The sequence below is a fragment of the Oceanospirillum beijerinckii DSM 7166 genome, assembly GCF_000422425.1.
Taxonomy (GTDB): domain Bacteria; phylum Pseudomonadota; class Gammaproteobacteria; order Pseudomonadales; family Halomonadaceae; genus Oceanospirillum; species Oceanospirillum beijerinckii.
Genome location: NZ_KE383829.1, coordinates 235,870 through 248,020, shown reverse-complemented (window position 1 = coordinate 248,020; position 12,151 = coordinate 235,870). Strand labels below are relative to the sequence as shown.

Annotated in this window: 10 protein-coding genes; 2 read left to right on the top strand and 8 right to left on the bottom strand. The window is 49.1% G+C overall.

The window, feature by feature from the left end; genetic code table 11:
• Positions 1–253, top strand: a 253-nt coding sequence (tnpA, locus tag H579_RS0121030; RefSeq protein ID WP_028302297.1) for an IS200/IS605 family transposase, incomplete at its 5' end; no start/stop codon positions are given.
• 218 nt (positions 254–471) lie between these two features.
• Here the strand turns inward: tnpA and H579_RS0121025 are convergent.
• The 7 genes from H579_RS0121025 to cysM all read right to left on the bottom strand — a co-directional run bounded on the left by H579_RS0121025 (position 472) and on the right by cysM (position 8,367).
• Positions 472–690, bottom strand: coding sequence for a helix-turn-helix domain-containing protein (locus H579_RS0121025; protein WP_028302296.1), 219 nt, complete (start codon positions 688–690; stop codon positions 472–474).
• Positions 690–1,214 (bottom strand): DUF2975 domain-containing protein, encoded by a 525-nt coding sequence (locus H579_RS0121020; RefSeq protein WP_028302295.1) that lies wholly within the window; start codon positions 1,212–1,214, stop codon positions 690–692. Before H579_RS0121020 ends, H579_RS0121025 begins: the two co-directional genes overlap by 1 nt.
• Positions 1,215–1,304: 90 nt before the next feature.
• Entirely contained in the window at positions 1,305–2,639 is a 1,335-nt protein-coding gene (locus tag H579_RS0121015; RefSeq protein WP_036567053.1) for a hypothetical protein, read from the bottom strand.
• Between the two features lie 170 nt (positions 2,640–2,809).
• A complete protein-coding gene (locus H579_RS26920) occupies positions 2,810–3,037 on the bottom strand; it encodes a hypothetical protein (protein ID WP_036567051.1) in 228 nt (75 codons plus the stop codon).
• A 272-nt stretch (positions 3,038–3,309) separates the two neighbouring features.
• Positions 3,310–5,574, bottom strand: coding sequence for a GTP diphosphokinase (relA, locus tag H579_RS0121005; RefSeq protein ID WP_028302293.1), 2,265 nt, complete (start codon positions 5,572–5,574; stop codon positions 3,310–3,312).
• A gap of 390 nt (positions 5,575–5,964) precedes the next feature.
• Positions 5,965–7,248, bottom strand: coding sequence for a 23S rRNA (uracil(1939)-C(5))-methyltransferase RlmD (gene rlmD / locus H579_RS0121000; protein WP_028302292.1), 1,284 nt, complete (start codon positions 7,246–7,248; stop codon positions 5,965–5,967).
• Positions 7,249–7,452: 204 nt separating this feature from the next.
• A complete protein-coding gene (gene cysM, locus H579_RS0120995) occupies positions 7,453–8,367 on the bottom strand; it encodes a cysteine synthase CysM (RefSeq protein WP_036567049.1) in 915 nt (304 codons plus the stop codon).
• A gap of 280 nt (positions 8,368–8,647) precedes the next feature.
• Between cysM and H579_RS0120990 the strand changes: the two genes are divergently transcribed.
• A complete protein-coding gene (locus H579_RS0120990) occupies positions 8,648–11,644 on the top strand; it encodes a response regulator (RefSeq protein WP_036567047.1) in 2,997 nt (998 codons plus the stop codon).
• A gap of 121 nt (positions 11,645–11,765) precedes the next feature.
• Here H579_RS0120990 and acpS read toward each other — a convergent pair whose 3' ends face one another.
• A complete protein-coding gene (acpS, locus tag H579_RS0120985) occupies positions 11,766–12,146 on the bottom strand; it encodes a holo-ACP synthase (protein ID WP_028302289.1) in 381 nt (126 codons plus the stop codon).
• Positions 12,147–12,151 lie beyond the last annotated feature (5 nt).

Here is a 12,151-nt window from a genome sequence, read left to right as displayed (position 1 = left end):
GCTTGAGTTTGGCGGTGAATCCGACCATATCCATCTTTTGCTTGAACTTAACCCGACGATTCAGCCATCTAAGCTGGTAAACAGCCTAAAAACGGTCACAAGCCGAAAGATTCGAAAAGAGTTCTCAGAGCACCTAAAAGAGTATTATTGGAAACCAGTGCTCTGGAGTCGAGCTTACTGCCTGCTGACTGCAGGCGGAGCACCAGTTGAAGTGCTCAAAGAGTACATCGAGAATCAAGATAGGCCAACTTGACGTTGGCCGCGCTATCCATCTCCCACCAAAATATCTCGCCTGAGCTCGTTAATTTTGGAAGGAGAATTACGCGCTATCCGTTAAAATGGGAATAGTAACACGGAGACCGGGCAAGCAGCGAAAAGCAATAAAGCCTCAATACCTGTATGCTTTATTGCTATCACGCTGCTCTCTTATCTTACAAGCGGATAAAATCAGATCATCTGCCTACTCAACGCTCAGGATTCTCGTTCATCCTGATCATAGATCAAAATATCCCCTGGCTGACACTCCAGAAACTCACAAATACTTTCCAGTGTGGCAAAGCGAATCCCCTTGACCTTGCCCTGTTTCAGCAATGACATATTAGCTGTCGTAATGCCCACATGTTCTGCCAGTGCCTTTGAGGTCACATTGCGTTTAGCCAGAATCTGATCCAGACATACCTTAATCGGCATCAAATAAACTCCGCATTTTCCATATCAAGACGCCGTCCCTCCTGCAGAATACGGGTCACCACAAAAAACACCAGGGCAATCAGAGCAGCATAAAGGTCATCACTTTCCAATGAAACCATAATCCAACGCTCGCCTACCGGGTTATTAAGAGTCAGCGCCACACTGAGCAAGGGAACAATCACAATACCCAGCGCGGTGCTAACCAGCAGCCAGGTTGAAAAGCGGTGCAGATAATTTATTGCAGGCAGGGAAAAATAGTGTCCCTGGGAAAATTCATTCATAAGGTGGCTCAGATACTTGAATGCAGCCACCAGCGCCAGCATAGGCAGAGCTGTTAACCCAACCCCCGCCGACCATTGCCATAATTCAAGATTGCCATAAACCACCTCATATGACAGCTGTACCTCATTCAGGTCTTGTTGACTGATCGCCAGATACCAATCAAAGACAAAGCTGGCTGGAATAAAACAGACCAACGCCCAACTGGCTCTATACAAACCAGTACTTAAAGTAGATATTGTCATAACTCATCCTAAAGTTATTGTTTTACGATAACAATTATCGTAAAACAATAACAAGGAATAAGCAAAGCCTATCATTTAAAAAAGTTGAAATTAGCTCACACCCAGTGCTTCCATCAGAAACAAGATGCCACAACCCGCCGCCAGCATCGCCAGAGTAAAGGGCAGATTCACCGACAGAATATCCCGAGGTTGAGTATAAAAACGCGCCTGCAAAATAAAGCTTAAACCACTAAAAGTACTACCCGACATCGACAGCGCCGTCGCCAACAGATAAGCCACCGCCATCAACGTTGGCGTGGTTGTCACATCTGCCAGCAGACCGGCAAAAATAGCCACCACCGCCAGCTGATGCAGACCAATATGGGCCAAAAACACCACCGCACATAACACCACAGACGCCACTAACGCATTGGTCTCGGTAAACGGCAAAGCAATCAAACCGACACCAATACACGCCTTAACGCCACCGGCCAGAATACCCGCCGCCAGAAACAGCGAGATCTCCGCACGGGCATCCGCCAGTTTAGTCGTAATATGCCGACCTAAAGTCCCAACACCCGATACCGGCCCCTGGCGCAACGACACCAGCGCCAAAGGTGCCAGAATCGCCACACAGGACACCACCGCCACCGTCGGCAAAACCGGATACAAGGCCGTCATCAACAACACACAGGCCATCATCACCACAGGTAAAGTCAGCGTCGATGCCTTTAACGGATAACCCTCATAACCGGCCAACGACCGAGGAAAACGCAGCTTGGCATCCACCACACACAGCAACAAACCCAACAGCGCTAACGAAATGGAAAACGGATAGATACGGTATAACTCCGCTCCCGGCACCTGCTCTAACACCAGCGCCAGAATACTGAGAAACGGCGACCACAACACCGCCAGACCAAAACCCCGCGAAAGGATCATCTGCGACAGCGCATCCACCCGCTCGTTACGCTTCACCTGATCACCCACCATAATTACCGATGAGAAATTGGCAATCGCCGAGAACAGATGCATACCAACCAGCGTAAAGGAAAAACTGCCCAACCCGCGCCTCTCACCGCTACGCTCTAAGCGCGTCGCCAGACTGATAAAGTTAACCGCAGTGAGCAGCATAACCAGCTTAAGATGCTCCCCCAGAAGATCCAGCAACGCCAAGTCACTGCCCTGAAACCAAGCCCACAGCGCAAAAGCAAAACCAATCCCCGCCAGCATACCGATCTGCTTACGTTGACCCGGCTTTAAACGCGGTAACTCCAACAGCACAAAGACACAGGCCAATACCGTCGCCAGTTCAGCGGTCGAAGCCAACTGAAAGGTATTCAACAGCGCCAGCAAGCACATCACAAACAGAATCGGACCAGTAACCGCCACCGACGGCCAGATCACTCTCAGGGTAGAAGTGAGGGAAGACAATAGAGCACCCATCTTGAACTCAAATTAGTTAATATATTAATTAATAGTTTAACTATTTTTGGCTGAGTAGGCTAATCAGAAGAGGGGATAGGGACAAAAGCAAATAAGGTGTCTTGGTTAACTCTGCTGAGCACATCAATGCCAACCATGACAGGGGTTATATAAGAATAATCTTGATGGCCTTAGGGTTTACCCTGGCTGCATTGTGCAGGTGTTACCATACCGGGGCTTTGCGGTAATTCAGCCAAATATTGATCCACCGCCTTATGAAACTCAGACTGAATCTCTTCCAGAGTTTTGCCATAAAAAGTGATCTCAGGTTCCACGCCTGTAATCTTGCCAACCAGACAGACTTTACCCGCATCAAAGTCTACTCGGGCTGCATAGCTTTTATACACAATCAGGCTCACTCAATATCCCCAGTCGGCGTTTAAAACCAATCCTGATAAGTTGCTGTAGGCCGGAAAAGCCGTAGGTGCCTTCCGACAATAATTGGGTATCTAGGTCAGTGTCGAATGGCGCTTCGCTTGTCTAACCAAATCCAAATATCAAATAATTTATCAGTAATGGTATAGGTGTTATTAACGATAGATGTAGATGATATAAAAAAACGGCTGCTTCCATAAGGTTGCAGCCGTTTTTATACGTCCATTTCTGACGTTCAGTTTAAATCAGCACTAAACTAGCCAGTACGCTTTTCTGAGAAACGCTGTACGTCAATAATATTGGGCAGCTGCTCGATACGATTCAATACCCGTCCCAGCACCTGTAAACTTTCCACTTCCAGTGTGATCAGGATATTAGCCTGATTCTCTTTTTTATCGGTCAGGGTGTTCGATGACAATACATTGACCTTTTCATTGGCTAACACCAGCGTGATATCCCGCAGCAAACCCGGGCGATCCCAGGAGCGGATGCGGATGTCTACCGAATACATGTGGTTGGTCTTCGCCCCCCACTCTACGTTGATAATACGGTTAGGATCATCTTCTCGAAGCTGCCAGGCATTAGCACAGTCCTGACGGTGAATCGAAACACCGCGACCAATCGTGATATAACCGATAATTTCATCACCCGGCAGCGGGTGACAGCATTTAGCGATTTGAGTCATCAGGTTGCCGACACCGTGAATAGTGACATCATCGGAGCCTTTACCCCCCTGATGATAACGACGATTGGTCAGGAATTTCTCCATCTGCTCTTCGTCGTCGGTCTCACCAAACAGGTTCTGCGCCACGCTCAGCACCTGACCGATACGCAGATCACCGGCACCCAGTGCGGCATACATATCATCTTCTGCACTGTAGTTGACCGCTTTAGCCAGTTTCTTCAGATCCAGATCATTCAGGCCCAGTTGCTTAAACTCTTTCTCCAGCAGATGACGGCCTTCGATAATATTCTGATCACGATCCTGCAGTTTAAACCAGCTTTGAATCTTGGCCCGCGTACGGGATGTCAGGGCATAACCCAACGCAGGGTTCAACCAGTCACGACTGGGCCGTGTTCTCTCTGAAGTCAGAATCTCCACCTGATCACCGGTTTTCAGGCGGTAGGTCAAAGGTACGATACGACCATTAACTTTGGCACCTCGACAGCGGTGCCCTACCTCGGTGTGGACACGATAAGCAAAATCGACTGGGGTCGCATCGTGGGGTAGATCAACAACATGGCCATCCGGGGTAAAGATATAGATACGATCCGGTGCAACATCATTGCGCAGCTCTTCACGCAGACCGTTGGCATCACCCACCTCTTCATGCCATTCCAATACCTGACGCAGCCAGGCGATCTTCTCTTCATAGGAATCGCTGGTCTGATTGGTATCCGTGCCTTTATACAGCCAATGGGCACAAACGCCCAGTTCAGCCTCTTCGTGCATATCATGGGTACGGATCTGAACTTCCAGCACCTTACCTTCCGGCCCCACTACCGCAGTATGCAGTGAGCGGTAACCGTTCTCTTTAGGCGTGGCGATATAGTCGTCAAACTCGTGTGGAATATGATGCCAAAGACCGTGAATAATACCCAAAGCGGTATAGCAATCTTTGACATCCGGTACCAGAATACGTACCGCGCGCACATCATACACTTCTGAGAAGTCGATGTTCTTACGCTTCATCTTACGCCAGATACTGTAAATATGTTTGGCGCGGCCATTGACTTCGGGCTCAATACCCTCCGCCTGTAACTTACTCTCCAGTAACGCGATAACTTTCGCGATATATTCCGTACGGTCCAGGCGCTTTTCCGACAGCAGGCGGGCAATATTTTTATACTGTTCCTCTTCCAGATAGCGGAAGGACAGATCTTCCAGCTCCCACTTGATATAACCAATACCTAGACGGTGGGCCAACGGGGCATAAATCTCAAAGACTTCACGGGCAACACGCAAACGCTTATCACGGGGGGCTTTTTTCACTTCCCGAATTGCGCAAGTCCGCTCAGCCAGCTTGATCAGGGCGACACGCACATCGTCGATCATGGTCACCAGCATCTTACGCAGGTTTTCCAGCTGACTCTTGCTCTGGCCAAATACCACGCCATCATCCGGCATCTGAGTCTGGCTGATGGCGGCCATCTCGGTGACACCATGAATCAGTTTGCTGACGGTAGCACCAAACTGTTCTTCAATCGCTTCCAGCTTGATCTGATTTTCCCGTACCGCTCGGTACAGGATTGCAGCAATAAGGGTGTCTTCATCCATCTGCAGCTCGCCGAGAATATCGGCCATTTCCAGGCCTGTACGGAAGCTGCTGGCACCGGAGGCGACCCAAGCATTCTCTTCATTACTGGCGGCCTCCTGCTCCAGTCTCTGTGCCAGTTCACACGCACTTTCCACGCGTTCAGGGTTGCTCAGAGTGACATCATCCTGTAGCCGGTTCAGCCATCCAGGGATATTGACACTACCATCAGGATTGATTGGTTGATCTTCGCGGACTTTTACCATGATTCTGCCTGTGCAAGTTCAGTTTCTTATTGTTTATTACTTAGCGAAACAAAAGCCATTCTCTATTCTCCACTCAAGAGATCGGAGCATAGAGTGCCTCGTGCCCACAAAACTTTTGTTTCGCGGCTTAGACCCTTGTCTAACGGACTAAGATCCTGTTTTTTATCTTAAGAAGCTGACCGGTTTGCTCAATGGCTGAAATTAATCACTGATCAGTGATTTGCCTAAAGCCCTGTTTGAACAATGTAGCTTGGATGATAAACCCTCATGTCACCCTTCCGGTCGCCTTCTTTCCCTCAATTTGATGCACCATTCCATTGGATGAAACATTCAATGTGATGCAACACTCAATGTGATACAACAGTTCCCCCCTGATACTTCCAGTGGAAATCAAGCCCTTTCAAACAGTGCCATAGATTCCACATGGGTCGTATGGGGGAACATATCCATGATGCAGGTCTTCTGCAGTTTATACCCTTGCTGCACCAAAATGGCGCTGTCCCGTGCCAGGGTTGAGGGGTTGCAGGATACATACACCAGGCGTTTTACCTTAAACTGCGCAATCTGCTGACAAATATTCTGGGCACCGGTACGCGGTGGATCCAGAATCAGTAAATTATATCCCTGTTTTGCCCAGGGCAGGTCTTTAAAAGACTGACTTAAGTCAGCCCGATAGAACTCAGCATTTTCTATGCCATTACTCGCGGCATTCTCTTTCGCCCGATTCACCAGCGCCTGCTCACCTTCAATGCCCACAACTTTAGCCGCATGCCGGGCTACTGGCAGACTGAAGTTACCAAACCCTGCAAACAGGTCCAGCACCACATCTTCTGATGTGGGAGCCAACCACTCCAGTGCACGCTGCACCATCTGGGCATTAATCGCCGGATTCACCTGAACAAAATCGTTAGGCAAAAACGCCAGTTTTAATCCTTCCAACTTATAGTGCAGCTCTTGGGCATCTTCGTGATCCGGTGAGGTCAGAGAATGAGCATCGCCCTGCTGCAAATATAGACGGGTATTGTGTGTTTGTGCCCAGCCTTGCCACAGCGTCAGATCACGGTGGGACAGTTTTTTCAGGTGGCGCACTACAATGGCGCTGCCCTCATCCCCCTGTGCCAGCTCCAGGTGGCCGATAGTTTTTTTCGATTCCAGTTCAGGAATCAGCTCATACAGGGACGGGATCAATGCCGACAGCTGTGGCATCAGCACTTTACAGTGTTGAATAGGAGTCAAATGAGGTGAGGCTTTCTCACGGAAACCGATAATCAGCTCACCATGGCGATTCCATTTCACGCCCAGACGGGCTTTACGACGATAACCCCAGCTTTTATCCAGCAGAGGCTCGTGAAGAGGAATATGTTCGATCTTGCCAAAGCGTTGCAGTTGATCGACCAGCGCATCGCGTTTGACTTCTCGTTGTTGCTCCAGCCCCAGATGCTGAAGGCTACAGCCACCGCACTTGGCGTAGTATTCGCAGTCAGGTTCGATACGCTGTGGACTGGGAGTCAGAATCTCTTCACACACCGCTTCATCAAAGCGGCGGTGTTTTTTAGTGATACGGGCCTGAACAGTTTCCCCTGCCAGCGCACCTTCAACAAAAGTCGTTTTTCCCTTCTGTCGGGCGATACCGCGGCCATCGTGGCTTTGGCGTTCTATGGTGAGTTCAGGCACGTCGTCTCCTTTATCTTTACAGAGTGACCCGAACTGTTTTGCCGATAAACGCCGATAAATAGCGTATTACAGGAAAAACAAATATTCGGGTATCACATTGGCGGCAGATAATAGCGACTAATCTGAGCATGTCCAGCAATGCTACAAAACCACTGCTGAAAGTTAACAAAGGCTTACCAAATGACTGTTAGGTTAAGCAAGCGATCAGCTGTTAAATACGCCTGTGGACAGATAACGGTCACCGCGATCACAAATAATGGCCACCACGACCGCATTTTCATTTTCTTCAGCGATTTTTAACGCACCGGCAATGGCACCACCGGAGGACACTCCGGCAAAGATGCCTTCCTGCATCGCCATCGCTTTCATGGTCTCTTCCGCATCGCTTTGGCCAATATCCAGCACACGATCCACACGGTCCGCTTCAAAAATCGTCGGCAGATACTCTTCCGGCCAGCGACGAATGCCCGGGATACTGGAACCCTCACTGGGTTGCAGGCCTACGATCTGGATCTCTGGATTTTGCTCTTTCAGGTAACGGGAAACGCCCATAATGGTGCCCGTGGTGCCCATGGAGCTGACAAAGTGTGTGATCTTGCCACCGGTCTGCTGCCAGATCTCAGGGCCTGTGGTCTGATAGTGGGCCTCCGGGTTATCCGGGTTACCAAACTGATTCAGCACCTTGCCTTTACCCTCTTCCTGCATCTGCAGCGCCAGATCACGAGCGGCTTCCATACCCTCTTCTTTGCTGACGGTGATCAGTTCAGCACCGTAAGCCGCCATAGAAGCTTTGCGCTCTTCGCTCATATTGTCCGGCATGATCAACACCATCTTATAACCCTTAATCGCTGCGACCATGGCCAGGGCAATACCGGTATTACCACTGGTGGCTTCGATCAGGGTATCGCCAGGCTGAATATCGCCCCGGCTTTCTGCCAGATTAATCATGCTCAACGCCGGTCGGTCTTTTACGGAACCGGCCGGGTTATTACCCTCAAGCTTGGCCAGTACCACAGAGGAGGTGTTATTAGCCAAACGCTGTAAACGCACCAGAGGGGTTTGTCCCACAAAGGCTTCAATAGTTGGGTACTCAGAAAATTCATCTTGAATTCGGGACATAATCATTCTCAAACTAGTCATTGCCGGTTTTGACCGAGCTTTTACATGTAAACAGCTTGACCGGCCAATTATCTGACTGCTTATATGGGGTATTTTTAGAGAATTACAAAATAATGCTTTGCTATTTCCTTATAACTGCCGCTTTAAATAGCCTAGGCGTAGGCTCATCGGACAGTATAATGGCAACAGCAATTATGTTATCTGTTTGCCATATTTTTAGGCTGAGCTTTACGCAACAAACAGCAAACAATCAGTTAAATATCCTACTTCGGACTATTGCATGAACCATTGGCCATTGCGAAATAAAATTCTTTTGATTGCCTTACTGCCAGCCATGGTGACGGCGTTAGTACTCAGTACTCATCTATTCTTAAATTATTACGCCCTGCTTGAGAAGAATCAGATGCAGCGCGGTGAAACCTTAGCTCGTCAGGTGAGTATACCTATGGCGTTCAGTATTGAGCGGGGTGACAGAGAACAGATGCGTCAGATGATAGACCAGCTCTTACGAGAAGCCGATATCCGAGCAGTCTCTGTGCATAATCAAAAGCGCGTCAATATCCTCCATGGCGGCCCCAGCATGTACCCGGTCAGTAATGCCAGCCACCGCCTGCAAAATCAACCGTTGGTGCGTTACTCCGAGGCCTCACTGCGAATTATCCATCCTCTCCTGGCCACTTATCCTAACAGTCAACTACAAAATAGCCCGGCTACACTGCCTGCAGGACCTCAATTTACGCCCATGGAAGTGCAAACCCAAAGCATCGTCGGCTGGCTGGAGCTGGAGATTAGCCTGAGCCAAACCCGACTGGATACGATCTACGATATTATTCTTAACTGGCTGGTGGTGATCTCACTGATGATTATCACCCTGATTACGGCTCTAAGGGTGGGACGCCAGTTTCTGCTGCCGATTCAGGAACTGAGCCAGACGATACGCAAGTTAACCGCTGGGGACTTTGACAGTCGTGCAGAAGCACTGGGGTGCCCCGAATTCCAGCAGCTCAGTAAAGACCTGAATACCATGAGCGAGAATATCGCACTGAGTCGTCGGGAGTTGGAAGACAGCATTAAACAAACCACCTACGAGCTGGAAGAGACCATGGAAACCATGGAAACTCAAAGTATCGAGCTGGATCTGTCACGCAAAAAAGCGGAAGAAGCCAACCGTATTAAATCCGAGTTTCTGGCCAATATGAGTCATGAGATCCGTACACCACTCAATGGTATTGCCGGTTTCTGTAACCTGTTACGTCGTACGCCACTGAACCCACGACAAAGTGAATACCTGGGCAATATTCATAATGCTTCTGAAAGTCTGCTGGCAATTATTAACGATATTCTCGACTTTTCTAAAATCGAAGCACAAAAGCTGGAACTGGAATCGATACCTTTTAATTTACGTGATTTGATGGATGAAGCCATCACTTTGCTTGCCCCTGAAGTACACCGTAAGAAGCTGGAGATGGTGTGCATGATCTATGACGATGTACCTGTGCACCTGATCAGTGACCCCCTGCGTCTAAAGCAGGTACTGACCAATCTGCTGAGTAATGCGGTGAAATTTACCGAACAGGGCGAAGTTGTCGTGCGCGTAATGGTCGAGCAGGAAAACCCGGATGATCTGCTACTGAAAATTGGCGTGACTGATACAGGTATTGGCATAAGCACGCAACAGCAAGCCAATTTGTTTAAAGCTTTTACCCAGGCTGATCCGAGTCAAACCAGACAGTTCGGTGGTACTGGATTGGGCTTGGTGATTTGTCAGCGCCTGGTGATGTTGATGGGGGGTGAGATAGGTCTGGAAAGTGAAATAGGTAAAGGCTCCACCTTCTGGTTTACTTTGCGCACACCTTTGAGCAAAGACAGTTTTGACAGTCCTGCAACCCATCGCTTTACACCTATGGATACGCTGTTGATTGAAAGCCATCCTCTGGGACAAACAGCCCTTAGCCACCAGTTGAATAACTTTGGCCTGAAAGTGAAAAGCTATGACAGCCTTAGCGATATTGACGTTCAAAAACCAAAAGCAGATCTGGCGATACTATCCTTTAATGCAAAAGAAGCCGCGGACCGTGCCACACTGGCTCTAAGCCATAAGTTAGCGGAAAAGATTCCGGTATTAGTTCTGCTTGGCAGTAACGATGCTGATTTGATTACCCGATATATGAGTGCAGGTATACACCGCGTCGATACAAAGCCTGTAGGCCTTGAGCATCTTCACGAAGCCATTGATGCTATTCTGCAGCTAAGCCGCCCCCATAGCTTTAGTGGTCAGCTAAGCAACCAATCAACCCCTGGAAACTATCTGGATAGAAGAGCCCATATAGACCATAACGAATACCTCTCGAGCAAAACCGAAAATAATAGAGCACACTCGACAAGCTACAGCCCCGAGCAAACGGCACGCACCCACCCCAAAACAAGCGGTACACAAACGATACAGCCTTCTGTTAATAGCGTAACACCTGTTACCTCTCAACAGATGGCTAAAGCGCCAACTATCCTGGTAGTCGATGATAATGCGGCTAATCTGCTACTGGCCAGCAGTCTACTCAATGAATACGGTCTCAATGTGGTCCAGGCCAACAACGGTAAAAAAGCTATTGAGCTGGTATTAAGCCAACGCCCGGATATGATCCTGATGGATATTCAAATGCCAGATATGGACGGCCTGGAAGCAACACGACGCATCCGTAATCTAAGCCCACTCTTTGAAGAGCTGCCTATTATCGCTTTGACCGCCCACGCTCTGCCGGAAGAGGGAGATAAGTTCTTGAAAGCAGGGTTAAATGATCTGCTGACTAAGCCCTTTGATGAGCAAAAGTTAGCCAGTATTATCCGTCATTGGACCGGGTTCAGTCCACGTATGCTGCATAATGCTAACGATGAGTTGCGGGTTATGGCTTCAGAAGAAGTGATTGACGATGTGGTCGATATGGAATTGGGCATTAAGCTAGCAGGTGGTAAACCTGCGTTGGCAAAAGAGATGCTGGATATGCTGATCCAGAGTATTCCTGATAGCCGTACCAGTCTGGAGCAAGCCTTTAACGGTAATGATATCGAAGAGATGATCCATGCTGTGCACCACCTGCATGGTGCCACCCGTTATTGTGGTGTACCCCGTTTAGCGCTGACAACTGAAACCCTGGAAACCCAGTTAAAGATGAACCAATTGGTCGCAGCTCAGGGCACCTTACAAACCCTGTATCAGGAGCTGGAAAAACTGGAAAGCTGGCACCGGGAACAGCAGTTGCTACAAAAAGCGGACTCTTAAAGCCTCATAAATGAACCGGAGTGAGGCTTGCGCAGCCACAAGTCTCACTTCGAAAAAGATGTTGTCGTTGCAGCCGCAATGACAGCCAAAACCGCAGCGACAGCCAAAACCGCAAAAAGCATTAGCCTCGTGCTTCAAGCACCACAAACGCTTGCGCTAAGCCACCATCATCAGAGATCGACAGATGGCAAACCAGTTGTGGATAATTCTGATAACGCTCGGCAGCGGCACCGAGCAGTACCAATTGAGGCGCGCCGGATTCCGCTGAACGAATCTCCAGATCCTGCCAGCTGATTTTACCGATACCTGTTCCGATTGCTTTTGCCGCCGCTTCCTTGGCGGCAAAACGTTTGGCCAGATAGCTGACTGGCTGAGGATGAGTACGAAAGCGCTCCAACTCATAATCCGTCAGAATACGACGGGCAAAGCGCTCGCCCCGTCGCTCCACAGCCTGTGCTACACGCTCAATCACCGCCAGATCGGTGCCTATACCTAAAATCATAGAGA

Coding starts and splice junctions, on each gene's coding strand:
- H579_RS0121025 (WP_028302296.1), bottom strand. CDS start 690: ATGCCGATTAAGGTATGTCTGGATCAGATTCTGGCTAAACGCAATGTG.
- relA (WP_028302293.1), bottom strand. CDS start 5,574: ATGGTAAAAGTCCGCGAAGATCAACCAATCAATCCTGATGGTAGTGTC.
- cysM (WP_036567049.1), bottom strand. CDS start 8,367: ATGTCCCGAATTCAAGATGAATTTTCTGAGTACCCAACTATTGAAGCC.
- H579_RS0120990 (WP_036567047.1), top strand. CDS start 8,648: ATGAACCATTGGCCATTGCGAAATAAAATTCTTTTGATTGCCTTACTG.
- H579_RS0121020 (WP_028302295.1), bottom strand. CDS start 1,214: ATGACAATATCTACTTTAAGTACTGGTTTGTATAGAGCCAGTTGGGCG.
- acpS (WP_028302289.1), bottom strand. CDS start 12,146: ATGATTTTAGGTATAGGCACCGATCTGGCGGTGATTGAGCGTGTAGCA.
- H579_RS0121015 (WP_036567053.1), bottom strand. CDS start 2,639: ATGGGTGCTCTATTGTCTTCCCTCACTTCTACCCTGAGAGTGATCTGG.